Below are 23,219 nucleotides of genomic sequence, written 5' to 3' on the forward strand. Positions count from 1 at the left end.
TCCTCTAGTTTGTTAAGAAACGGCTTCTTGTTGCGTATATTCCGTGATGGGCTCAGCTTTGACATACCAAGTTTGAGCTTCCGTCACTCTAGCTTCTATGAATTGACCAATCCACGCTGCCGGTCCTTCGATATGAACCAGTTTATTCGTGCGCGTTCGTCCGGACAATACATGCGCATTGTTCTTGCTCTGGCCTTCTATCAGCACTTCGACAACTTGGCCGATTGCATCTTCATTACTCTTACGGCTGAGCTCCGCAATAACGGCGTTCAGTCTCGCGAGCCGCGCTTTCTTCACAGCCTCCGGAATGTTATCTTCCATATCTGCAGCAGGTGTTCCCACACGCGGTGAGTAGATGAAGGTGTAAGCAGAAGCGAAGCCGACTTCCCGCATAAGGGAGAGTGTATCTTCGAACTGCTCGTCCGTTTCACCGGGGAAACCTACAATGACATCCGTAGTCATGGATACACCCGGGATCGCCCGTTTGATTTTGGCTGCCAGCTCCAGGAACATCTCTCTTGAATACTTGCGACTCATCCGTTTAAGCACCTCAGTGCTGCCGGATTGTACAGGCAGATGAATATGCTCTACGAGATTGCCCTTTGTTGCCAGTACCTCAATCAAATGATCGTCGAAGTCACGCGGGTGACTGGTCGTAAACCGGATACGCGGCAAATCGATCTTGGCCATATCCGCCATCAAATCGCCGAACCGGTACTCGATATCGTCAAAATCCTTCCCGTAGGCGTTAACATTCTGTCCTAGCAGCGTAATCTCTTTAAAGCCTTGACGAGCCAGCTCACGAACCTCCGCGATGACATCCTCCGGACGTCTGCTGCGTTCTTTACCGCGCGTATAAGGCACGATACAGTACGTACAGAACTTGTCGCAGCCGTACATGATGTTCACCCAGCCGCGCATGCCTTCTCGCTTCTTAGGCAGATTCTCGATGATGTCGCCTTCTTTGGACCATACCTCAACTACCATTTCCTTGCTAAACAGCGCATCCTGCAATAGGTATGGAAGCCTGTGAATATTATGTGTACCGAAAATCAGATCTACGAAGCTATGCTTCTGCATAATTCGGCTGACAACCGATTCCTCCTGCGACATGCAGCCGCATACACCAAGAATCAGTCCCGGTTTCTCCAGCTTCAGATGCTTCAAATGCCCAAGCTCGCCGAATACTTTATCTTCTGCATTCTCGCGAACCGCGCAAGTGTTGAGCAGGATGACATCCGCTTGCGTGCGGTCATCCGTCGGCAGATAGCCCATTTGCTCGAACATGCCCTTCATGACTTCCGTATCATGCTCATTCATCTGGCATCCATATGTCGCTATTGCATAATATTTCCCCTTGCCTAGCTCCTTCAGGAGTGGTGGAACGGCAAAATCGTAATGAATGCTAATATCCTCTTTACCCCTGCGCTTCTCGTCCTTATAGCTTGGCGCAGCGTTTATTTGAATGTTTCGACCATTGATGCGGTACGTTGTTTTTCCCTCACCTTTGCTAACTACCTTCGCATCCGAAAAATCAAAGTATTTCGAGTAGTCCTTGTCATCCATTAATTCGTTCACTTCCTTTCAACACCATACCTAATAAACGATTATACCAAAAATGTGTTTGCCTTTCCAATGAACAAATTTCAAAAAAACTCAAGTCAATTGATTACATCTGCCTCTTGTCTGACATTGGCGGTTTCGAAGAAACCTATCCTAAAAAAGCAGCTCGTGATTGGAAAAATGAAAAATGACCACCATCGGTGGTCATTTTTCATTTTGAATGAATGATATCAATGGCTTTCAAAAAGTTCTTATCCCTCATCATCTTCGGGAAATCCCTTTTCCATAGCCAATCCTTTAATTCCTTCCCGCTCACCGTATTTCGAGTTGGATGATTTGAGACCAGACGCCCATGATTTAATCCAGGATTAAACCAATATCGCGCCGTTTTTTCACTGACTTCAAATAGTTCTGCAATGTCTCTCGGGGACAAGGGTGTATCGTCAGGTAAATACAGATAATACTCTGGTATCCTTACCCCGAACTCGTTCAATAAGTCTTGATTCTGCATCGCAATCTGGAGATCAATCTGGGTAACCAACTCTATTTCCCAATAGCTTGCTTCAATCTTTGGATTTCGGCTACCATTTCCATTCTGCCTCGTATCCATTCCTTCATTGACTGATTCCCACGAGTACGGGACAGTTCAAACTCGGCCTCAAGTTCCTTTAGCTGTTTTGATGTTGCTTCCTTCATGTTAATGACAGTTTCCTGAACCGAAGTGCTCGGTTCATAGTTCTCATGAAGTTGATCATTAAGGTCATACTGAATTAACTCAGAGTACCCGTTCATCTCCTCCCAGGTATGCAAATCTTTCAAGTCCATTGGGAAATTTATACTCTGATCAATAATCCGCTTGTATTTTTTCAAAAAATCAATGTTTTTATGATCTCGATACGAAGACTTCCCGACGTCTCCTCTCGCAGCTTTTGTTCGATTATGACGCATTTGTAAGTCAGCCGCCCAATCACGTTGATCCATCAGACCACTATCGACTCTTGCAGTTTCAATCCATTCGTTCATCGAATGACGCCCATCATGAAAACTCAGTTTACTTCTTTTTTCATCGGGAAGAATGTCACCTACATTTGCTTTCAAACGTTTCATTCTTACACTGATTGACATAGGATGATACGGACAATCGGGTTCATTCATGTTAGGTCGGAAGAAGTAACCGTGCCCCTCTTTATAAACCTCCAAAATGTTTTTTGTTTTAAAGGTTTTACCAGTATATTTACGGTGAGAGCGGAATGGACAGATTGCGTACATTTCTTTGAGATAGATGTTGATCAGCTTCACAAGATAAGGCGGCACCAAAGTCCCATAAATGAGTGAACTCGGGCCGTATCCTCCTTTACTTTTTGGGGCTGGGACATTTAATCGTCCATAACCGTCATCATTATTGGCGACGAGAAAACCTTCATCATTTATCTCAAAGTCTTCAATTGCGAGCTTAGTTGCTTCTGAGCGTCGTAAGCCTAATATAAACGAAAATGCAACTAACAATGCATCTTTCAGGCCGTACTCCTTTAACACGTAGATGAAGAACTTAACATATTCCTCTCTAGTCAAGAAGACACTACGAGTCTCGTCATCTGCAAATTGCAAATTCTTCCGAGTAGGAACTTGGTCAAATGCACTTAGAATGCTTGACCGAACAAGTGAAAGATTACGTTCTTCTCGACGTTCTTCTTCTAATGATAGCCCTTCTGTAAGCATCCTCTTCCTAAGTTTGTCTTCTCGCTGCATGATCCAGTAAAAAAGCAACTTCTTCAGAGACTCGACTCTTTGGTGAAAAGTCTGAGGTTCATAAAGCTTTTCAAGATTTTTGACGTCTTTCGAATCGAATAAATCAAAGTTAAAATTGTAGTCCAGCGACTTCAAAATCGACTCATCCAGATCAATTCGACCAAATGCGCCGAACTTGTGATAATGCCCCTGGCGTGCTAATGCGAGCTGAAAAATCGTGTTCTGCAACTCACGTTTGTGCCTGACCGAAACTTCCTGACTAGACAACGATGAACGTGAGACAACTATCCCAACAACCGTAATTCTTGGCGTATTGGAGCTCACATGATCAACATAACTGTCGATGAACGCTCTTGTATCATCCGCCAGAAAATCCGCGCTCGTTATTTTTGGCAGTGTTCGGCATTGCTCGGATTCCAGTAAACTTAGAACTGAACGAATATGATATCGGCGGCCGAATTTCTTCACAAGATCAGGGTAAGCATTAACTGCGCTGTACACTTTAGAATACGGTATTCCATTTTGTTTAGAAATGGATTCGAGACTCGTGTACTCATCTGCAATTTCCCGCAACTTGTCTTCCTTGTACATGTACTTCTTTTTCAGAGAATTGGTCCCTTCACGTTCAACGTACAGATCCCTTGAAAGCTCACCACTTTCCAACATCCGTTTCAAACTGTCACTATTCATTCTCAGTATCTTCCCCGCTTTCTGCGCCGTACAGTATGTCTCTTGCACTTTCTCGTGAGTCTCTGCTGCACGGAATAAATTTGCATTATTCGTATACATAATTGCAACTCCCTTGTATAATATTGTTGCCACAAGATGCACATTCTACTCCCGATTCTGTCGACACATTATAATAACTGTCGACAGAATTCGCCGCTTTTCGTGCGTTTTGTTGCTAAGTCGATTTCAGAAGATCAGATACAATTTTCACAACAGAAAAGCGAAAAAACGGCTGTCTTGTTGACATATACGATTATTACACAACTCATCAGCCAAGCAAAGTTGAAGGTTAGGCTGTTAAACGGTGTACGGCGGAGCATTCGCGAGAGAAAAAATTTTTCATAGACCACCTTAGTTCTAATTCGGCCTAATTTGCCAATGTTAAATTTGCACTCATTTACACAAGAAAATATAAAAACATATTTGATCAGCTTGATAAACGAAAAACCCACCTTGGAAAGGTGGGTTTTATATATTATTCTTTTCGATTTCACGCAAAAAGATTTGAAGTCGATTATATATTTGATTCAGTTTATCCTTTTGATGATTTCCTTCTATTTCTTTTATGAGCTCTCTAATATCATAATTCACTTGGTTGATTATTTTCTTTGGATTGATTATCGTAACTTCTAAAAACTCATTGTTTATTTCAGCATTAAAAAGTTCTACAATGTTTCCGACGGCTTGACAGTTGTTACATTTCCACACACATGTTTCAGAGTCCATCACTGCTGTGCTCTTACATTTAAAACAAACAAAATGTATTTCATTACTTTTTAATAGATATGAAATCTTATTTGTTTTAAAAAAAGTAAGAGCAGCTTTCTTAAGACTCATGAAAGCCACACTTTCTTTTTCTCTGACTTAGGCTTCGAACGTTGCAAAAAATCTTTTAAATCATTTCCTACTATTATATAACCACCTTGGCAATATGATTTTAATTTTTCTTGTCTACACCAGCGTCTAACTGTCTCATTACTTTTATTAAGAAGTTCTGCCACTTGCGACGGAGAGAACAATGTTTCATTGGGAATAGCATCAAAGAGTGGATTAAGTTCCGTAGACAATCCAAGCTCGCGTTCTAGCCGATAATTATAATAAGCCACTGTAATCTCCCTCTCGTATTTGAACTCTTTTGTACCCGCCATTATTCATCTGCTCACGAATTGATAAAATTCTGGACATACCATCCCTTTTATGTCCTTCGCCCTTCCACATTTTATAGCAAATGATTTTAAATTTTTCAAAATCGTATTTTTTTATATTTGTTAGTGGGTAGAGATCAAAGAACGGAATTATTACTTCAATTAAATCCTTCAATTTTGTCACTGAATAAATTACAGATTTATTATTAAAATAAATCTGACCACATTTAAGATAGCTTCTTATCTTATATAAAATATTTTTGTCTTCTTTTTTCAGAGCAATACTAAACGTGGCACTTAGATATAATTTATTCGTTTTTTTGCCTCTTCGAATGCCAAGTGAGAATGACCCCTCCCCCATAGTAAATCCCGTTATTTGACCACAGAAGAATTCTTTTTTCTTAGGAAGTCTCTCATTTATTTCTTTTTGCAATTTAGTTGAACCCTCCCGTCAGATTGTGTTTGAATAAAGCCATACAAAATCAGTACCAACAAAAAGCTTGTAATTGGAAGGCTGCACTCTTTCATCATTTTTGTCTATACCGTAATACTTGGTGAAGTACCCGTTTATAAATTTTCGATTTTCCTTTTGATTATTGAAAAGCCTGAACTCCTGTATTGGAATGGGAAAAGCATTTATTGTTGACTTTTCGTTTGACCTTCCAAAATAGTAAATTTCAAAAGTGTTCTGCTGCTCCAATTGTGATATTGATTCTTCAAAAAAGATCTGACCCTTTTTCTTATAATTAATTAGCGTTTGTTTAACTTCAAGAATTGTTTGACCCCATAGCTGTTCATTCATGATATCCTTCAGAGTGATTTTCATTAACTTTTGTCTCCTTCAAATCCAGATTTTAGTGGTGTATACTATTACAAAGAAGGGGGACTGTGATGAGAACCTTAGGTCAACAAGTGCGAAACATGCGTATCGAAAACGATATCGGGCTTAATGAATACGCAAAAGAACTTGAAGTATCAGCTGGGTATCTTAGTAATTTTGAAACAGGTAAAACTGATACAGTTCAATTAAAAGTTTTGGAGAAGATATTAGTTGACTTAGGTTTAACTTCTGAAGTTATGGACTCCACTTTGGATCAGCGCATCAGAAGAATTACTTCGTTGCTTGTAACATTACATAATGAATCACCCCTGGCTTTTGATTACTTTGCAAATAATATTGAACAAGGTGTTAGGTTGTTCTCAAGTCTGCACAATAAGAGTATGGGCTAATTTACCAATTTTATTCATTATAGTGAATTTCAATTTCATTATTATGAATAAGGAATCATCTTCCACTACCAGTACACAAAAGTCAGCTCGCTTAATATTGAATCAATTGTAATAAGCATATCAGCGGAAAATATATTCTTATAATGGTTCTACAACAGAGATTGCATAAAATGCATCGAGCAAAATAAAAGGCCAACCGATTCGATCGGTTGGCCATTTTTTTGAATTGTCTTGAGTAAACAGACACTGTCTCTAAACAATAGTAGCAATGAACAAGTAATTGGTTGGTGCCCAGGTCTGGAAATTTTAAGTTCTGGAGATGAATGAGCCGAGGTGATGATGAAATGGAATGGGTTGAAAATAGCCTTACTTATTCGCAAGATGAGCTGTCTTATTACTCTAGAGCGTTTAGTGTTGAGCAGCTAACCACAAAGTTGCTGTTTGCCAGAGGCATCACAAACGAAGAGCTGTTTAGCAAATACGCGTATCCTTCTATGGCGGATCTACATGACCCTTTTCTGCTCAGCGATATGAAGAAGGCTCTAGTCAGAATCATCCGCGCAATGAAGAACCAAGAAAAAATCGTCATTTACGGGGATTACGACGTTGACGGAATTACGTCCGCTGCGATTCTATACAGAGCGCTACATTTTTTCAAAGCAGACGTAACTGCCTTACTACCTACACGCAGAGACGGCTACGGCCTGACAGTAAGCGCAATCGAGCGTATGGTACTGCTTGATCCAGCATTAATTATCACAGTCGATAATGGCTCTAATGCCCACGAAGCACTTCGGTTTGCAGCTACTAAAGGAATTGATGTTGTTGTCACCGATCATCACGAAATAAACGGTCCATTTCCAACCTGCCATGCATTTGTGAATCCAAAACGCAGCGACAATCAATACCCAAACCCTAATCTTTGTGGAGCTGGCGTTGCCTTCAAGATTGCTCAGGCACTGTTTCAAGCAAGCAGTACACTTGAATGGCGTATTCATGCCTGGTATTATATTGAACTTGCCGCACTTGGAACTATTGCGGATCTGATGCCTCTAACAGGCGAAAACAGGCTGATAACCAAGCTGGGATTATCAAAGATGAATTTAAATCCGTCACCTCACCTGCGTGTGCTGTTTAGCTTGCTCAATTTGTCTTTAATCGACAGTTCTACCCTTTCGTTTCTTATTGCTCCAATCCTCAACTCTTGCGGCCGCATTAGCGATCCGAACGAAGCATTGAAAGCGTTGATTAGCGATGAACCTCAACACGAGAAATTAGCCAGCTTTATTGAGCTGAATAAACAACGGAAGCTAATGACGCAAGAATGCTTTCAAATCCTTGATCAAACCATTCAGAATCGGAAGTTGCATCACCAGAATGTTATTGTGGCACAAGGTGATTACCCTGAGGGATTGATTGGCATCCTAGCTGCCAAAGTTACTGACAAGTACCAAAAACCTGCAATTGTTATTACAGCGGAGGGAAAGGGCTCCTGCCGCAGCGTTCAAAACTCATCATTTTCCATCATTAATGCAATTTCTCATTGTGCAGAATCCTTAAAATCGTATGGCGGACATCAAGCTGCTGCGGGATTGACCGTGGAGTTACACATGTTTGATCACTTTAATGCTGAGCTTCAAAAAGCAGCGGCTTTAGAGCCAATGAAAAAGCCAAATAAGATTTATGATAGCCATTTGGATATCTGTTCTTTTTCGAACATCTTATTTGAAGACATGTTGCTAATGGAGCCATTCGGCATGATGAATCCAAAACCCATATTCTTGAACTCGCGTTCGGCCGACTCCATCCAATACTTTGGAAACAAAGAACAGCATGCCAAACTAAATATAAATAACAAAGAAGCTCTGTTATTTAACAGAGCCCAATTGCTTAAGCAGGATGGTTTGCGTCCATCCTTTCTATACAGCACAAACTCCTATGAAAAGAAAAACTTTGTCATCAATGAGTTAAATCATCAACTATTTTCGTAAGAAATCGTTGCTTCTGCACTTTGTGGTTGAAGTTGGCGGAGATGTATCGCATCCAACTAATGTACGGATGAAAACAACGCTTACCCTCCAGCATTTACCTGCAACATTAACTTATACCATTGCGTTAAAATTGTGACATAGTGCTTAAAACAAAGGGGTAATTGATTTGAAGAAAGCTTTTGTGTTTTTGGTTTTTGTACTGGTAATAACAGGTATTATTGGCTGTTCAAATGATAAGCAAGGTGATTTTGACGTTACGGAGGTTCGTAAATCTGCTTGGAATAGCCTTTCAGATAAAGACAAAGAAGAAGTAATTGGCGAATGGAAATCCGCAGAAGTTGTGGAAATGTCATTGAACGATCTTCCACTAGTAAAAAACGGCGGAGAATCGCCTGATTTGAAACATCTATACAAGACAACGTTCGAAACAAACCGCGATGAGATGCTTGGACCAATCGTCGTTTATGTTAACGGAGAATCTAATGAAATTATCGGGTACGGCGCAAGGAAATAAGAGCAATACCTCTCAAACAATGAACTACTCTGTCTATTAACGAAACAGGTTGCCTATATCGGCGGCCTGTTTCGTATTGTTTTATATATGCCAGGGATGTTCTTTCAAAAGAAATTTAGCACAGTGGGGAAAAGTATAGAACGCTTCCAATTTGTTCGGAATCAAAAGGAATTGGGGGAGCAATAACCCTATGATATCCAAGTGCATATATCAAAGCAATCTTATATTATTAGTCGTAACCAGTAACAACGGAGGTGTATTATGTCAACCAGATTACTTGAAATACTTATTTGCCTTATGCTTGGATTTTTTACAGGAATAACACTCAGTGGGAATGGTATTCACATTCAAGAAAGTGGGGTTCACATTTTATTAGGATGCATTCTTTGGGTCCTAATTTTCACCTACTTCAAAAAGAAGTAAGTAACTGTTCATTCACTAATGGATATCGACAATTCTATAAAACATTTATTATTGTGAAGTACAAGACAAATCGACATTGATTGAAGGAAGAACTAAAATGCAAAAACAAACAAGACGTATAATCCTGCTTCTTACCGCTGTTTCCATCGCAAGTATTGGAATTGCAGTGTGGCAAAACTATGAATTACGTTTGGAACACAAGAGAGAAGAACGACATCTTTCTCGAATGGCACATCGCGGAGCTTACTTTATTTACTTGACTCAACAACAGATTAACACTGTAAATAAAGAAAACAGTTGGGATAATAAGGAGACGAGGGATTCATTCCGCGCTTTGCTTGCCAGAGCAGACGAGAGTCTGATTGGTACAAACTGGACACTGAGTGATTTTTCTTCACAAGCTTCGTCTAATATGAATGACATCTACTTCTGGTTTACGGATTGGTGGATTGAAGCGGTAGATATTCTAAATAAGGCTGGACCATTATCTAAAGAAGATAAAACGCGTATATCCGAGTTGAGCAATATCGTTTCAAAAGTAGACGGTTTTTATGTTTCGACGCCGAGTTATTACGATTGGGATGGGATTTCGGATCAGTTGGCTTCATTACATGAAGAGTGGAAAAAAGCGAAATGAAACATTGATCAGTTTACGGTTGCAATGCTCGCTCAATGTTCATTACGTAGGGCAATTAAAGTAGTAATAAAATTGTTGCGAGCACTATATTAAAGCTGCTTGTCAGTTTTATTACGGTACAAAATACTGATGGTTCTAGGTAGTATTCAATTAATTACGATGTAAATTTGAACAACAAAAGAAGCAGCTTGCATTGCGGCAGCTGCTTCTAATTTAGCCTCTTAAAGATCGTCGATCTTGAATATTAACTGACAACAATTGATCTGTATCAATTCTATATTGAATTGAAACTTCAACGATATGCGAAGTATCATTACGATCTAACCATAGAGTAAAGGTTTGAATGGCCTCATTATTACGAATCCATCGACACCTAATAGGAGTAGCTTCACCATTGATTATGGCGTCGGGATATTTCTGCCTCACTGATTCCTTCGCAATTCGTCTCCATTTCCCGTAATAAGCTATCATTCTATCTGTATTCTCTATTTTTGAAACTCTTTTCCTTCCCCACTTGTTCTCGACGACTGTAACATATACCCCGAACTCGCGATTTTCTTCCCTCACCCAGTATTTATAAACATACTGTTTAGTGCTTGACGATGTAACTGAACACCCAACATACAGAAAATCCAAAATTTCCGCCCTTGGGTGCTTTGTTTTCACAGCGCCTCTAGCTAACTCCGTCCATTTTATGTATTGATGAAAGCCACCTTCAGCATCCTCGGCACTATATTTATTTGGAATTGATAAAGCAGAGATGTGATGATAAGTTAGGAATTGAGCAGAAATAACGATGCAGCAAATCAACTTCTTCATGCTTTCACCTCTTTTTACTGTATTTTTCCTGCAAAGAACTTGGACTATTCTAAAACAATACTTAGTCCTCTTTGGATAATGCCAAAGATTTATATTGAGCAAATATGAGCCATTAGCTTAGTTTAACGGTGCTTTTTTGTTACGTTGAATTTTGTTACGACAAACCCTCGATGAATTGTATTTTCAAACCAAATAAAAACCAGATCGGTCTTTTGGCCATGATGAATCTCCCCCTCAACTTTTATTGTATACCCACCTTTCGGCCGCTTCTGTATGTCTTTTACTATGAACGGATGTTCAAACGTGTATCCACCCGTGCCTGGCTCAAAGTATTCTTCCTGTAACACACTATGTATTTTCCGCTGCAACTCAAGAATAAGAACAAATTCCAGTTGCTCAACTCGGGTTGTCGGTTCCTTAAGAAAGGGATCTTTTTTTAATTCAATACTTGAATTGGAAGTTGGGACAGCTGCATGGCAAATCGGAATACATACAAACAGAGAGAGAAAAACAAAAACCATAAGTTTCATCTATGGAACCCCCTTTGACTATTCGTCTAATTTTAAAGGATATCTTTTCCTTGCTTTATTGATAATATCCCCACAATATATAACAGGCCGCCGATAAATCGGCAGCCTGTTATATATTGTGCTATCGTGTCCCGTTTACTTAAACGATCGCCAACACTCATTGGTTACTCGCTTCGCTCCTAGTCTCATTAGGCAGCTTTAAAGCCAACGATCCTGACTCTTCTTTGACTTCATTACCAACAATTCGTTTAACACCAAATTGAGTGATTTTTCCATCAAGGCTGATTTTCCCTGCCGTAATATTGGTACTAGTCATTAGGCCGCTGGTTCTGTAAAAGAATAAATCCTTCTTATTATCAGGTTTTGTTCCAGTGGCGTCCGTAACTTTGTTTTCCAGGAAGAGCTGATCCGTGTCTTTTTGCCCAACAGGTATATGTGCCTGCCACGTGATGACGAAAAAGTCATCCTTCAATTCATAGAACGAAACGTTATCATCCGTTATCAAGAAAAAACGATTAGCTTCACCGATTGGAAAGAAAAAGGTTGTCTCAAAGCCCTCTCGTTCATGCATGTAAGGTATGGCTTTATTCTCAAAGTGAGCACTTTTAGGCCCATAGTTCATAACAAATTTTCGCGCTTGCGCTAGGTCTCCCCTGTAAAGAATATTTCTTTCACTTGGTGTAAGTGGCGAGTTGACGATTACACTATCCCCAATTTCTGCTACTTGATAACCATAAAATTGTGAAAGGAATCGAAGCGGAACATACACACGATTGTTAATGATTTTTACTGACACATCGAGATTAATTTTATTTGATTGATTAGCCTTCATATAATACGCGGTGTTTTTACCCTCAGTTAAATGAACCGTCTCCGACCATTTGTTGATGGTTGCCGTTTTGGATGTTTGGTTCCATGTAATCGAAGCGCCGAGCGAATCAGTTAACGCACGAATCGGAACCAATGTACGGCCCTTATCGACATTGGGAGGAACATCAAATTGAATTTGCTTATCTTTAACAACAATTTTGGAGGGAGTAGCCGCAAAGGACGTAGTAGAAATGGCCAATAGGCTAGCGGCTGCAACGAGAAAAACAAGTTTTTTCAATTTGAATCTCCAACTCCTTTATACTAAAAATACAACAAGTGCATCATAAAACCGATAAAATAAACATTCATGCTTGAGTCTACCTATGACAGACGAAATTGGAGAAGATTTGTTGCGGTAATTTTCTAAAAAGTTGAAAAAAAGCAGGATTATGTAATCTACAATTCCATAGTGCTTATTAAGCTATCGTGCCCCCGTTAGGCGTGAATGTTTCAATCAAAGCAACTCCCTGTATTGGAATACTCAACTCTCCTGCACGCTTTACTACTAAATACATTACCACATATTCGTGAACCTACCCGTTAGCGTAGTTAAATCAGTTGCCATTAAAGACCACCTAATCATCCATTGAACTGTCCTTCTCCTTTAGCTTAATTGTTATTTCTTGCTTTTTCTCACATGATAGACAATTGATGCAACAAATAATATCAATATCAGGGAAAAGACCAGAATCCTACCCATATTTAGCTGGATGTCCATGCAATCCCTCCTGATTTTCCAATTATCTCCTATACGAAATTATAAAGGATTAGTTGCGGTAAACTGCCCGCTACTTCAATAAAAAAGAGACCCACAGCAACAGGTTGCGGGCCTAAGTTATATTTATTAAAGGGGTTCGATTATTGTAGATGTAAGTGAAATACTAGAAGTTATGTTTTGCAGCATATTCAAAAAAAATTTTCTTAGAAGCAAATACCATACGAAACTTCCAGTTAGCGCAACAGACCTACAATTAATCGGCGGACCATTCTTCGATGTGCTTTTGTGACCGTCAGTTGAATCATTTTTTCCACCACAGCCCACCAGAGCAAGGAACGAATCCACAGTCTGAGTAGAACGTTTTATGTTTTGTATCGTACGTTACTGTTACAATCTCCAGCCCAGAGTGTTCAGCCTCATGAAGTAATCTCTTTACTAACGCTTTGCCTATTCCTTTTCTCTGATGTTCTGGATGGATAATTATGTCTTCCATGTAACCATGTTGCAGTCCCGTTCCTGCAACATAACCGAATGCAATAAGCTCATTCTTTTCATCCCTGAGACCAGCCCAAAAATTGCAACGCTCAAATAAAGTTGGATAATCAAAATGCCTTCCTTCCCAACCAACAAGTTCTCTTAATTTTGGGACTTCTTGCGATTCAATCGGTAAATTAATGATAATCTCTTGATTCAGCGTACCATCTCTCCTTAATGATTCATCTCTGATTCTTATACCTTTTTCTTTGCGTTATCGTTCCTCGATAGCGCAATAACCTTACACATAGTATTAGCTACGTGAGGCTACTCCTATCAGGTATCAATTATTTCTTTGTTCTCAATCTCTTTACTGTATAGTAAACACCTATTCCAAGTAGCAACATACCAGAGACTTCTAACGTTCGCCAAAATGGGTTACCTATATGTCCAAATGTAACTCTATGTTGCATAGAGTCAACGGACTTATACTTCTCAACAATGTCTGGAATATTGTTCATTGTAAGATATATCCCTTGAATAATCTGAAAAGCAAAATAAACAAATACAAATATTAGTCCTACAATTAGCGCTTGAAAAAAAGACTTTTTCATAAGTACCTCCTTATCTTAAATTCCTTATTTCACCCTTCATCTTCGATTTAAAATTATATATAATGCTCCCACTTGATAGCAGTCTTATGAGGTTGCCGTTTCTACGTGTTTATTGAACTGTCTTGTCCGTTAGCTGAAGCCTTATTTCTGCCTTTTCTCTTGTACTTAAGTAACAAAAAGATAGAAGATACCAATATCAATCCGTCGAGTAGCAAGAACTCAAATGAAATGTTATAGCCAATCATAGGTATAGCAAGACCACCACTTAGGTCAGGAAATCGCTCCACATTACCGATGTACTCATTATTAATAAAAACCGAAGTAATAAAAAATATAAACCCTGAAATTAGTGAATATCCTACAATTCTCAAGTTGGACTTGAGAGATGGAAATATTTTATCTGTTATAAAGAATGGTATGAGAATTGAAAAGATTGCAGCAAAGTATGGGAAATAAATAATTGCCCCATAGTAAGCATTTCCTGTGAAGGTTTGTTCTACTAAAAATACCCCTAGGATAAATGAAAATAAGAAAGAAATAGCGGATATTATAGCTCCTACTAAAGAACTTAATAAAAATTGGTTTTTAAGAAGTAATCTCAGTACACGCATAAAGAAATCACCTCTCAGAAATATCTATTCTTTATGAACTACTACTCGCTAAACCACTGTACAAACCTGTCCGTTTCTTCAACAAATTGAAAAGGAGCTACCGTGTAGCAAGCTCCTTAACTATCGTATCAAATATAAAAGTTTGAAACTTTAGAGTGTTATTATTTCCGCTGACGTTTAAGAATGTATGTACTTTTGCTTTCCTTGATTGCCAGTTCCCACCCTTCATCTCCAAGAATATTTAAAACTCTTAGGAGGGAGATACCATTGAATTTTGGAGTGTGTTCACTTTCATCTACATAATATCTAATACCATAAATATCATGTTCCATTTTCAAGACTGTATATTCAAACTTTATGAAAACCACCCCTTTTAATTCTTCAGTTAGATATTACCATATGTTGATAATTTTATAAATATTAGTCGCCCAGATCACTGCCTGCGCTTTTATTGTATTTTGTTCTTCATTAGTTCAATCTTTAATGGGCTGCGACAAATTTAATTTCGCATCTTTACTTAGCAACTCGAATAAGAAACTGCTTTCATTACTGCTTCCGCCAACTCGTTTTCTGTATATTTCAGCTTCCACTCGATTACAACAAGCTTCCTGTCTGTTGTTGCTTTGGAATATCCTCTTATTTTCAATACCTTCTCGATCGGGGAAGCTCCGCTTGAGTCAACATCTTTTGTGAAACATTGATCGAAAGCTCGCTTAATTTTTTCTTCTAACTCAGACATTAAATAAGGGGCAATAAGGTTTGTGCATCCAGTGATTGCCCACATGAAAGAATGACCATGTCTTGCGTATCTTTCTCAAAGTACACAGTTAATCGCTTGAATGTATGTTTCCTTTGCATATTCATATTCACTCCATTCAAATCCAATTAGAACAAAGGCAGTTTGAACCGTAATTGCACTAATCTACCAGCACCTCTTTAATCTCTTCCTTGTACCCATTAGTTAAGTAAAGGCGGCCGATCTAATCGGCCGCCTTTACTTAATCATACAAGTACATTAAGAAGTAGAAGTATTCATCCTCCAATTGAAAAATAAACTCTGCCTGACAAACCCCATAAATTTCATTGCTATCCACCTTCCAAACCTGGCTAATAGATGAACACATAAATTGCTCAAATAATTGATTTAGTTTATTGATGGTTTTTTCACCGATATCATAATCGGAGAAACTTTTACGAATGGAATCTTTCCAGTTTATCAGAACTTCTATTTTTATTGCATCTGCTTCCGTAGAATTGATCTTCTCAAAAGTAAAGTTATACATCATATACTCATCAAACTTTATTGTTTCAAGCGCTTGAAGAAAACCTTTGATCTCACCTAAGTAGAGAATACTCATTATACCCGCCCTTCATGTCCATTTAAGGTTTGCAATAAGTAATGTTACCTGTTAGCTGAATATATTACATTTACAGTTTTTCTTTAAAGAAAGTAATAATACTGAGTTGCTCATCTTCCTTGTAGTTCTCACATTTCGATAATTGAACATCAATAAATTCACTGTCTCTTTCATGTATCCGAATAGATTTACAGACATATTCTGTTTTGTCTTTGTTGTTCGGATACCATGTATCTCGTGAATTATCTACAATCCATTTTATTTCCTTACCATTAGAAATTACGTCATGAATAACTGATCCGCTATCCATAGTCGGACTAATTATCATCAAATTATCTCCTAGACCCCCATTAAATCGTTTCACCATTTTATCGATACGAACAAAGTCAGCTTTGTCGAAGTTAGATATAACTGAATTATTTATAGCTACTTTTTTTATTCCTGATTGATTTAAGAGCAAAAGAATGATACCAATCAAAACAAGAATAATAAATGTCTGTGTAATAATTATCATTTTCTTGTAGTTAATAATTCTTCCTCCTCAAGATTAACATAACTGTTATATGCCACCCCTATTTTAACGTAGATGGAGAGTAATAGTTGCACTAAAGTGCTCCGTTGGCGGAACATAGGCTAATTTAATCAGTTTTAAAAATTAACCATTTATTATCTTCATTTTTCTCAAATATAAAGTTACCACTCAATTTTACCCCATCAGTATTAAGGAGATTTACAACTACAATCGCAACATTATCACAATTAAGTCCATACATCCCAGAAACTGACTTAACCCTTTCTTTATCTAAGGCTACATCCGTTACTGCTTGAGTATAAATTGCATTGTCGTACATTGCTAAAACCCCTCCCTTAAAAGCAGTTCCAGGATACAGTAATTTCTCAATGCGATCCTCATTACCTTCTTTCATCGCAATAAAATATTCATTCATAGCTTCAAATAAAGATTTGCTCAAAGCATGATTCTTAACATTTTCTATCTTGAGCTGTCCTTTTCGCTCTTTACCCTTCATCCTTTCTTTTATCTGTTCCTGATCATAATCGACATTTTCTGAATTAACTTGGCTTGTTCTATCTGAGGAATTCGCCTTTGGTTCATTTGTCTGTGGCTTGTCTTGCGTTAAATGTTTATTAGTTATTATAGGTTCAGCGTTATGGATATTCTCTGTGGTACTACAACTGGTTATTATTAAAGTAGAGCATAGAATCACTGCAAGTATTTTATTCATCCCTCTACTCCTTTTAAGGTACTTATGAACCAAGTATTGGTTGTCGGAACAGGTCTCTGATCAATCAGCAGCCTGTTGAAAGTTTAATCGCTTATTTCATGGTAGTTGAAAAAGCAGCCGATTGAAATGTAATCGGCTGCCTCGTTGTAGTCTGTTAAGCTATGTCTGCTCGTTAGCGTAATGAATCTGCTATTCCAACCAATACATCCGCCGTTACCTGATTTTCAATTCGACTATCCACTGACAGACGATACTGCCATCCGTTTTTTTCGAAAACTAAGATGTTAAAACCTCCCGTTAACTCTGGTTTTTTTGTTGAAAAGTACAGTGCATCACTACCATCTTTCAGTTTGTACTTTTCCCTAACTCTCTTTGACTTCTCAAAGTCAATTCTCTGCTCAATAGGTCTTACATCAATATTATAATGGTTTGTTCCTTGTGCTTCATGGAGATATTCTATTTGAAGTTCGTCGTTATAATTGCCGTTGTCATTTACACATCTACCTAAGTGATAAGTAAATTGTATAGGCGGTAATTTTATTGGCAATTGAAGTTTTCGTTGATTAACTGTTTCACATTCCTTTAATGCTTCTCCAATAGATTTATACCCGATATCGAGAAAAGGCTTTTCAAATGGAGGAATATCAGGTGCTGCATTTGCTTGAGAAGTTATTAATATTGTGCAATAGACCGCACTTTTGATCATTGTTTTTATAATAAACAAGATTTGATCACCTCAGTGGTTAAGTTCTCCATAACCAAGAGGTATTAATCATGGTTTTTCACTAACTGCCCATAAGCGCATTGAAAATGATACAGCTGCGGATCGCAAACTCCCCCTGGATTCAGTGAACCACATGAGAATATAGGAGTGTATTTGAATCTTGATATTCACCTAAATTGGTTACTGACCATTAACAGAATAAGCTGCCGTTCTAATGGCAGTCTGAAACCACGGTACAGCTCACCGTTGCGATTGGTATTTGTTGTATCATTTGACTCCTTCGAAAGCATAAAATGCAAGTGTTTTGTTAGCCTCAGAGTTTATTTTAAGCATGTCAAATAAGGACGGCATTAGCTGCTTCACTGTTTCAATATTAGCCCATTTTACTTCGGCTATATCATTATCTGGGTCATTTAAGATATCAATTGTTCCACTGACAACTTTTGCAATAAAAGTAACTATAACGGCATGGTGTTCTGTTTCCGAAAAGTACATTTCTCTTACTGAATTTAAGCCAGTAACGACAATATTAAACCCCGTTTCCTCTTTAACTTCACGGATTACAGCTTGCTCTAGTGTTTCTCCTCGCTCAACTGCCCCTCCTGGAAGGCCCCAATAAAATGAGTCTCCCTTTTTATTTTTAACTATTAAAATATTTCCACTGTTGTCTTCAATTAAAGCAGAAGCTACATCAACTCGTTTCAAGACAATCACCCTTTTAAGTTTTTGGTTGTGAATTTTGGATTTGAAGCTAAAACCCTTCTAATTCATAAAACTGGAAAATTAGATAAAGATAATCTGCCCGTTAGCAACACATGCAGTGCAAGCGTTTCTCCACTGATAATGGCATTACAATTACATACCTCCAGGGGAGCTAAATGAAAAAGCATTTAAAATTCCACTGGCCCTCATGGGTTGTAATAATGAATTGAAAGCTGAAACATTTTCCAATTTCATGCGTCTTCATTATTAAGGGAGAGGTGAATGATGAAGGAATTATTTCAACTAGGCTTGCTACTGATATCTATATTAACTGGATGTTCTCACGATAAAGAAAATAATAATGGCAATCTAGCTTCAGAAGCTAATAAGGGAAACACTTCAACACCATCACAATCAGAAACTTCTTCAGATGTTCCACCTCAAGATCAATCATTTGAAAAAGGAGTTTATGTAGACTTTTCGAAAAATATGGATCAGTCTATTCCAGATGGCATTGTTCAAAAACTAAAGGAAAACTTGGACGCTCTTGTAAATAAAGATGCCAATAAATTCAAAGAAGAATTACTCGAAGAGCATGATACGCCAGGTAATATGTCTTATGTTAATGACACAAACCAATATAGGTTTTTAGAAATATCTTATTCCAAATACGATGCTAAAGCTAAAAGCGTTATGATTTCCTTGTCAGTCCAAATATTAAGAAACGATATAATTGAAGATAACACCATAACGTATTACTTCAAACCAGATAAAACACAAGTATGGAAAATCGCATTGATTGATTAATCAATCGCTCACATTAACAGGAGTAGATGTGCCATAGCCTATTGTTGGAATTCATTGTAGTATATGCTTGAAACCTACACACCAGGAAAATTGGTTGCATCCCTGAAAAAACTATAAAGTGGCCCCCTAAATCAATGCTTTGGGAGGTGAGTTAACAATGTACAGGCTGCCATTTGATAGGCAACTTGTACATTGTTATGCTTTCATGGCCGTTAGTTCAACGATACTCCTCTTTTAGCTTCTAACCAATTCTTGAAATTCTCTTCAGAATTTATGTTATCTTCAATAACAGCATTATAAATGTCTACACTAAAGAATTTTTTACGGTATAACGGATGATTGAATAAACTGTTTTTCAACTTCAAAATAGCCAATCGTTGTACCGCATTAATCTGGGATTTCAATTCCTCAATCTTTTGCTGTTTTTGTTCAAATTTCTTGGAAGAAATCGCCCAGACATCTATCTTCCAATCATTTGAATTAAAAGTTGCATAACAGCCCCAATAGTACCCCTTCGGTAAGTGTTCTGTCTGCCCAATAAACTCATTACGATAATTCATTTTTGATGGTTTAATACATAATGAAATTTCCTTACCTAATTCAAAAAATGTTTCTTCATTCATTTTATCGTTTGCTAGATATATATCTAAATCTCTCCATGTCATTAAGTCCAGGAAGTAACTGCCGCTAATAAATACACCACCGTACTTTTCCAAAACTTGAGTTAAACCATTTAAGTATAGGAGTCCATCTGCTTCTGTTTTAATTAATGTATTGAGTGCTTCCAGCTCAGAATTCATTCTTTTACCTCCAATGGTTTAATTAATTGAAAATTGCTCAGATTAATACACACACCAACATATTACCATACATTGGAACCTTTCTTCCCTTTAGCGTAACTAAAAAAGGAGCAACTGCCGTTGGCAAACTGCTCCATGGTGCGTTCAAACTAAAATTCCTGTGAGTTCAATAAGCACATACCTTATTCAGAAAAGGTAACAATACAATTAAATAGATAAAGTCGTAAAGAGAAAGGTGTATTAAATGAAAAAGATAGCAAACACTTTTATCCTATCCCTTGTTCTTATTACATGTCTTCAAACAACAACCTTTGCATTAGAAAAACCAACTCAGGACTCCGAAGAGCTTCGATTACAGGATATGCTTATGAGCTTCCTTTCTCCTTATATTGGAAAAGATTTGAATAACTATTATTATCCGAAGATTTTTAGTACTTTCTCACCTGCTGTCGCTCCATGGAAAATCGAAGTCATTGAAACAAAAAGAGTAAATGGTTTCCGTGGTTTTATATTTGAAATTACATTTGAAATCGAACCTACCGATGGTGGACACTGGGTCCCAATAGGGAAGGACCGAATGACCTATGAAATCTCTTATGGACCGAGGGTCAAATTAATTAATCACACTCATTTAGCCACATATACATATCCTCCAGAATAATTACAAAAAAAATTCATCAAACTAATCTGGATGCACATCAAGCCGCTGATCGGCATCCTGTTCATCATTGTGCTCTCTTACCCGTTAGTTCAATCATTTGTCTCAGACTCTACTCTAAACTCAATCCATTCAATTCCCGTGACATTGGTTTTAGTGGTCAATCCTCGAAATTCCCACGTCCCTGGTTCAGTAATGTAGGGTCCAGTAACCTCCCATTGATAAGCTAACTTGTGAGAGCTTGTTAAAACTGCGAAAATAGCATCAGCAATTTTATGCATATTTAAAGGTGTACTAAAAACAACATCAAATAGGAAGGAGTCCTTCCAATAACGTTCGCACGAAATTAGAGTACCATTCATTTCACATACTTCATTAATTTTTGTGAGTAGCTTATGTACTTTTTCCTCTCTGTTCACTTTGAAAAAGGCATGCCAATAAATACATTTATACATATAAATCCCCCGTATTTACAACTCTGTTCTTAGTATTCTCCACTTGTCTTTCTTGAACTATCGTACCCGTTAGTTCAATGACTTCATACAATGAATCGAGATTTCACTAGCCGTCTTCATCTTTAGTTATACCAATAGTTATAAAAGTCCTCTGCAAACCAAAAGAGGTATATTCCAAAAAGGAATAAGAGTAATCCAATTATTTTGATTAACCTTAAAGTTAATTTACGCGGCTCTTTGTATTGAATATTCTCTTCAAACTCATGATTTGGTTTCATTGATCTAAAAGCGCTAAATGTAAAAAACCTGAAAACCAAGTCAGGAAAACAAAATAAAAAGAGACCAACTAATATAAGTGGGATCGAAGACATTCCAATAGTCATTGGGTCTATTTCAACCCCAGGCCCAGGTTCCTTATGCAGTGAAGCTCTAAGAAGTATAATTATCACCCTAATTCCGTAGTTAATAAGAATCATTTTATCTTAAAATTGCACGTTTATTAATTGGTAAATATACGGGGCAGCTATTAAACTAATCTGCCCGTTAGCAGAACAGGCCGCCGATTGTTCAGCAGCCTGTCGAATTTGCGCTATCGTGCCCGTTAGTTCAATGGCGGTGTGTGTTTAATCTGTAATTTGAGAAAATAGAAACCAGTGATTATGACCAGCAAAAAATGCATTAAATAAGGAATGTAACCTGGTAATATATAATGAACCCTTAGAATGTGGTCCATCATCAAAAAACTCCACATCAGTTGATAAATCAAATTACTAAGTAGGATGGTTTTAAGTATTACCCTTTCTGCCATCCATTCCTTCGAGCATAAGGCAACCCCGAAGAAAATCTGCACCAAACACCAAAATAAACCTATTGGTGCTGACCTCCAGCCCCAAAGGTATTCTAATATTGGAGGGAAGTACATTAATCCCTGGAATACTGTTAACGCACCGATAATTCGGAGATTAGTGAAGTTGATAGCAAGCCCTCCCTTGAGTATTTCACGTTTTGCCTCCTCCGATAACGATTGTGATAACAAGAAAAGTTTCTACTTTCGGAAGTATGCCCATATTATTAACGTATTTTACACTTCATTAGTTGATGTAATCTGCCTGTTAGCGAAACAGGCCGCCAAGATGCTGGTAGCCTACTGTCGTTGTGCTCTTGTGCCCGTTAGTTCAATCGTGTAATGATTTCACAACTGCCCAGCTTTGATGTTCATGGAATAAGCTCTCAATTGCTTTTGCAGGTTCAATCCATCGCAAAAAATGGTCTTCTTCTGTTGGATTACCTGTTTGCTCACCTATTTCACATTGATAAAAGTGACCTTCACTTAGAAAATATTTGTATTCGTTTGTGGAGTAAAAATATCTTTGAGCACACCCAATATAACGACCTACTTGAATCTGCATCCCCATCTCTTCTAGAGCTTCCCTTATTAAACACTCTTCATGAGATTCATTGTTTTCTATTCCGCCACCTGGAAGAAAATACTTGCCATCAGCTGTTTGAATAACTGCGATATTATCTTTCTCTTTGTTCAACATCAAAATATACGCGGCAGGTCTCCATATGTATTCCTTACCTTCTTCTTTTACACCAAAGGTAATGATTGGCATGTATTATTCCTCCTTAACCTCTATATCTAATTAGGCAATCCTACCCGTTAGTTGAACGAATTTAATTTAATAGAACAGTTTTGATTCCTAGAAATTTCTATAATTTCATAGCTCTGCTCTGAGTTGTTTTTTTAATAATATTAAACAACTCCTCGGTATTCCTCTGGGACATAGGAAATATATTTCATAATATCTAAGAACAGTTGCCGAATATCTTTTTGTTTTGTAAGAAGATATT

Annotated in this window: 29 protein-coding genes; 6 read left to right on the forward strand and 23 right to left on the reverse strand. The window is 37.8% G+C overall.

Going from position 1 to position 23,219, the window contains the following annotated elements; genetic code table 11:
* Positions 1-12: 12 nt before the first annotated feature.
* The 7 genes from miaB to BM412_RS12605 form a co-directional block, all read right to left on the reverse strand.
* A complete protein-coding gene (gene miaB / locus BM412_RS12575; RefSeq protein WP_091218235.1) occupies positions 13-1,566 on the reverse strand; it encodes a tRNA (N6-isopentenyl adenosine(37)-C2)-methylthiotransferase MiaB in 1,554 nt (517 codons plus the stop codon).
* A 208-nt stretch (positions 1,567-1,774) separates the two neighbouring features.
* Positions 1,775-2,074 carry a hypothetical protein gene (locus tag BM412_RS12580; RefSeq protein ID WP_177245804.1) on the reverse strand — a complete coding sequence of 100 codons (300 nt, stop codon included), beginning with the start codon at positions 2,072-2,074 and terminating at the stop codon, positions 1,775-1,777.
* A gap of 32 nt (positions 2,075-2,106) precedes the next feature.
* Positions 2,107-4,101 carry a hypothetical protein gene (locus tag BM412_RS12585; RefSeq protein WP_091218240.1) on the reverse strand — a complete coding sequence of 665 codons (1,995 nt, stop codon included), beginning with the start codon at positions 4,099-4,101 and terminating at the stop codon, positions 2,107-2,109.
* 408 nt (positions 4,102-4,509) lie between these two features.
* Positions 4,510-4,878, reverse strand: coding sequence for a hypothetical protein (locus tag BM412_RS12590; RefSeq protein WP_091218243.1), 369 nt, complete (start codon positions 4,876-4,878; stop codon positions 4,510-4,512).
* Complete coding sequence (locus tag BM412_RS12595) at positions 4,875-5,147, reverse strand: helix-turn-helix domain-containing protein (RefSeq protein WP_177245805.1); 273 nt, start codon at positions 5,145-5,147, stop codon at positions 4,875-4,877. Before BM412_RS12595 ends, BM412_RS12590 begins: the two co-directional genes overlap by 4 nt.
* On the reverse strand, positions 5,134-5,619 hold the full coding sequence (locus BM412_RS12600; protein ID WP_256256286.1) for an LAGLIDADG family homing endonuclease: 486 nt from the start codon (positions 5,617-5,619) through the stop codon (positions 5,134-5,136). Before BM412_RS12600 ends, BM412_RS12595 begins: the two co-directional genes overlap by 14 nt.
* An 18-nt stretch (positions 5,620-5,637) precedes the next feature.
* Positions 5,638-6,012: a hypothetical protein gene (locus BM412_RS12605; protein ID WP_091218248.1), complete on the reverse strand. Its 375-nt coding sequence runs from the start codon at positions 6,010-6,012 to the stop codon at positions 5,638-5,640.
* Between the two features lie 65 nt (positions 6,013-6,077).
* Here BM412_RS12605 and BM412_RS12610 point away from each other — a divergent pair, with 65 nt between their 5' ends.
* From BM412_RS12610 to BM412_RS12625, 4 genes are all read left to right on the forward strand, one after another.
* On the forward strand, positions 6,078-6,416 hold the full coding sequence (locus BM412_RS12610) for a helix-turn-helix domain-containing protein (protein WP_091218251.1): 339 nt from the start codon (positions 6,078-6,080) through the stop codon (positions 6,414-6,416).
* A gap of 344 nt (positions 6,417-6,760) precedes the next feature.
* On the forward strand, positions 6,761-8,407 hold the full coding sequence (gene recJ, locus BM412_RS12615) for a single-stranded-DNA-specific exonuclease RecJ (protein WP_177245806.1): 1,647 nt from the start codon (positions 6,761-6,763) through the stop codon (positions 8,405-8,407).
* A 166-nt stretch (positions 8,408-8,573) separates the two neighbouring features.
* A complete protein-coding gene (locus BM412_RS12620) occupies positions 8,574-8,921 on the forward strand; it encodes a hypothetical protein (protein ID WP_091218256.1) in 348 nt (115 codons plus the stop codon).
* Between the two features lie 520 nt (positions 8,922-9,441).
* Positions 9,442-9,981 (forward strand): hypothetical protein, encoded by a 540-nt coding sequence (locus tag BM412_RS12625; RefSeq protein WP_091218259.1) that lies wholly within the window; start codon positions 9,442-9,444, stop codon positions 9,979-9,981.
* A gap of 213 nt (positions 9,982-10,194) precedes the next feature.
* Here the strand turns inward: BM412_RS12625 and BM412_RS12630 are convergent, their stop codons facing one another.
* The 13 genes from BM412_RS12630 to BM412_RS12690 form a co-directional block, all read right to left on the reverse strand.
* On the reverse strand, positions 10,195-10,800 hold the full coding sequence (locus BM412_RS12630) for a DUF3889 domain-containing protein (RefSeq protein WP_091218261.1): 606 nt from the start codon (positions 10,798-10,800) through the stop codon (positions 10,195-10,197).
* Between the two features lie 122 nt (positions 10,801-10,922).
* Entirely contained in the window at positions 10,923-11,330 is a 408-nt protein-coding gene (locus tag BM412_RS12635; protein ID WP_091218265.1) for a hypothetical protein, read from the reverse strand.
* Positions 11,331-11,487: 157 nt separating this feature from the next.
* Positions 11,488-12,438, reverse strand: a complete 951-nt coding sequence (locus BM412_RS12640; RefSeq protein WP_091218267.1) for a copper amine oxidase N-terminal domain-containing protein — start codon at positions 12,436-12,438, stop codon at positions 11,488-11,490.
* A 781-nt stretch (positions 12,439-13,219) separates the two neighbouring features.
* Positions 13,220-13,651, reverse strand: coding sequence for a GNAT family N-acetyltransferase (locus BM412_RS12645; protein ID WP_371264812.1), 432 nt, complete (start codon positions 13,649-13,651; stop codon positions 13,220-13,222).
* Between the two features lie 88 nt (positions 13,652-13,739).
* A complete protein-coding gene (locus BM412_RS12650; protein WP_091218272.1) occupies positions 13,740-14,006 on the reverse strand; it encodes a hypothetical protein in 267 nt (88 codons plus the stop codon).
* A 101-nt stretch (positions 14,007-14,107) separates the two neighbouring features.
* Positions 14,108-14,617 carry a hypothetical protein gene (locus BM412_RS12655; RefSeq protein WP_091218275.1) on the reverse strand — a complete coding sequence of 170 codons (510 nt, stop codon included), beginning with the start codon at positions 14,615-14,617 and terminating at the stop codon, positions 14,108-14,110.
* Positions 14,618-14,778: 161 nt separating this feature from the next.
* The gene (locus tag BM412_RS32110; protein WP_177245807.1) at positions 14,779-14,955 is read right to left on the reverse strand and encodes a hypothetical protein; all 177 of its coding nucleotides are present in this window, start codon (positions 14,953-14,955) and stop codon (positions 14,779-14,781) included.
* A gap of 179 nt (positions 14,956-15,134) precedes the next feature.
* Entirely contained in the window at positions 15,135-15,401 is a 267-nt protein-coding gene (locus tag BM412_RS12665; RefSeq protein WP_143111612.1) for a hypothetical protein, read from the reverse strand.
* Between the two features lie 214 nt (positions 15,402-15,615).
* Complete coding sequence (locus BM412_RS12670) at positions 15,616-15,975, reverse strand: hypothetical protein (protein ID WP_091218283.1); 360 nt, start codon at positions 15,973-15,975, stop codon at positions 15,616-15,618.
* Between the two features lie 70 nt (positions 15,976-16,045).
* Entirely contained in the window at positions 16,046-16,489 is a 444-nt protein-coding gene (locus BM412_RS12675) for a DUF4362 domain-containing protein (protein WP_091218286.1), read from the reverse strand.
* Positions 16,490-16,613: 124 nt separating this feature from the next.
* Positions 16,614-17,219 (reverse strand): hypothetical protein, encoded by a 606-nt coding sequence (locus tag BM412_RS12680; protein ID WP_091218289.1) that lies wholly within the window; start codon positions 17,217-17,219, stop codon positions 16,614-16,616.
* A 172-nt stretch (positions 17,220-17,391) separates the two neighbouring features.
* Positions 17,392-17,943 carry a hypothetical protein gene (locus tag BM412_RS12685; RefSeq protein WP_091218291.1) on the reverse strand — a complete coding sequence of 184 codons (552 nt, stop codon included), beginning with the start codon at positions 17,941-17,943 and terminating at the stop codon, positions 17,392-17,394.
* Positions 17,944-18,210: 267 nt separating this feature from the next.
* The gene (locus tag BM412_RS12690) at positions 18,211-18,657 is read right to left on the reverse strand and encodes an NUDIX domain-containing protein (RefSeq protein ID WP_371264773.1); all 447 of its coding nucleotides are present in this window, start codon (positions 18,655-18,657) and stop codon (positions 18,211-18,213) included.
* Positions 18,658-18,930: 273 nt separating this feature from the next.
* Here BM412_RS12690 and BM412_RS12695 point away from each other — a divergent pair, with 273 nt between their 5' ends.
* On the forward strand, positions 18,931-19,452 hold the full coding sequence (locus BM412_RS12695) for a hypothetical protein (RefSeq protein WP_091218296.1): 522 nt from the start codon (positions 18,931-18,933) through the stop codon (positions 19,450-19,452).
* Positions 19,453-19,664: 212 nt separating this feature from the next.
* Here the strand turns inward: BM412_RS12695 and BM412_RS12700 are convergent, their stop codons facing one another.
* Positions 19,665-20,252, reverse strand: a complete 588-nt coding sequence (locus BM412_RS12700) for a hypothetical protein (protein ID WP_091218299.1) — start codon at positions 20,250-20,252, stop codon at positions 19,665-19,667.
* A 244-nt stretch (positions 20,253-20,496) separates the two neighbouring features.
* Between BM412_RS12700 and BM412_RS12705 the strand changes: the two genes are divergently transcribed.
* Positions 20,497-20,913, forward strand: a complete 417-nt coding sequence (locus BM412_RS12705; protein WP_091218302.1) for a DUF3888 domain-containing protein — start codon at positions 20,497-20,499, stop codon at positions 20,911-20,913.
* Between the two features lie 89 nt (positions 20,914-21,002).
* Here BM412_RS12705 and BM412_RS12710 read toward each other — a convergent pair whose 3' ends face one another.
* Together BM412_RS12710 and BM412_RS12725 are read right to left on the reverse strand one after the other, a co-directional pair.
* A complete protein-coding gene (locus BM412_RS12710; RefSeq protein ID WP_091218305.1) occupies positions 21,003-21,365 on the reverse strand; it encodes a hypothetical protein in 363 nt (120 codons plus the stop codon).
* A 1,175-nt stretch (positions 21,366-22,540) separates the two neighbouring features.
* Entirely contained in the window at positions 22,541-22,981 is a 441-nt protein-coding gene (locus BM412_RS12725) for an NUDIX hydrolase (RefSeq protein WP_091218314.1), read from the reverse strand.
* Positions 22,982-23,219: the final 238 nt, after the last annotated feature.

Source organism: Paenibacillus sp. BC26 (genome assembly GCF_900116125.1).
Lineage (GTDB): Bacteria > Bacillota > Bacilli > Paenibacillales > Paenibacillaceae > Paenibacillus_Z > Paenibacillus_Z lignilyticus.

Coding starts and splice junctions, on each gene's coding strand:
- miaB (WP_091218235.1), bottom strand. CDS start 1,566: ATGGATGACAAGGACTACTCGAAATACTTTGATTTTTCGGATGCGAAG.
- BM412_RS12580 (WP_177245804.1), bottom strand. CDS start 2,074: ATGCAGAATCAAGACTTATTGAACGAGTTCGGGGTAAGGATACCAGAG.
- BM412_RS12605 (WP_091218248.1), bottom strand. CDS start 6,012: ATGAAAATCACTCTGAAGGATATCATGAATGAACAGCTATGGGGTCAA.
- BM412_RS12670 (WP_091218283.1), bottom strand. CDS start 15,975: ATGAGTATTCTCTACTTAGGTGAGATCAAAGGTTTTCTTCAAGCGCTT.
- BM412_RS12705 (WP_091218302.1), top strand. CDS start 20,497: ATGAAAAAGATAGCAAACACTTTTATCCTATCCCTTGTTCTTATTACA.
- BM412_RS12725 (WP_091218314.1), bottom strand. CDS start 22,981: ATGCCAATCATTACCTTTGGTGTAAAAGAAGAAGGTAAGGAATACATA.
- BM412_RS12680 (WP_091218289.1), bottom strand. CDS start 17,219: ATGAATAAAATACTTGCAGTGATTCTATGCTCTACTTTAATAATAACC.
- BM412_RS12590 (WP_091218243.1), bottom strand. CDS start 4,878: ATGAGTCTTAAGAAAGCTGCTCTTACTTTTTTTAAAACAAATAAGATT.
- BM412_RS12650 (WP_091218272.1), bottom strand. CDS start 14,006: ATGAAAAAGTCTTTTTTTCAAGCGCTAATTGTAGGACTAATATTTGTA.
- BM412_RS12675 (WP_091218286.1), bottom strand. CDS start 16,489: ATGATAATTATTACACAGACATTTATTATTCTTGTTTTGATTGGTATC.
- BM412_RS12625 (WP_091218259.1), top strand. CDS start 9,442: ATGCAAAAACAAACAAGACGTATAATCCTGCTTCTTACCGCTGTTTCC.
- recJ (WP_177245806.1), top strand. CDS start 6,761: ATGGAATGGGTTGAAAATAGCCTTACTTATTCGCAAGATGAGCTGTCT.
- BM412_RS12630 (WP_091218261.1), bottom strand. CDS start 10,800: ATGAAGAAGTTGATTTGCTGCATCGTTATTTCTGCTCAATTCCTAACT.
- BM412_RS12665 (WP_143111612.1), bottom strand. CDS start 15,401: ATGTGGGCAATCACTGGATGCACAAACCTTATTGCCCCTTATTTAATG.
- BM412_RS12610 (WP_091218251.1), top strand. CDS start 6,078: ATGAGAACCTTAGGTCAACAAGTGCGAAACATGCGTATCGAAAACGAT.
- BM412_RS12655 (WP_091218275.1), bottom strand. CDS start 14,617: ATGCGTGTACTGAGATTACTTCTTAAAAACCAATTTTTATTAAGTTCT.
- BM412_RS12710 (WP_091218305.1), bottom strand. CDS start 21,365: ATGTATAAATGTATTTATTGGCATGCCTTTTTCAAAGTGAACAGAGAG.
- BM412_RS12635 (WP_091218265.1), bottom strand. CDS start 11,330: ATGAAACTTATGGTTTTTGTTTTTCTCTCTCTGTTTGTATGTATTCCG.
- BM412_RS12695 (WP_091218296.1), top strand. CDS start 18,931: ATGAAGGAATTATTTCAACTAGGCTTGCTACTGATATCTATATTAACT.
- BM412_RS12585 (WP_091218240.1), bottom strand. CDS start 4,101: ATGTATACGAATAATGCAAATTTATTCCGTGCAGCAGAGACTCACGAG.
- BM412_RS12700 (WP_091218299.1), bottom strand. CDS start 20,252: ATGAATTCTGAGCTGGAAGCACTCAATACATTAATTAAAACAGAAGCA.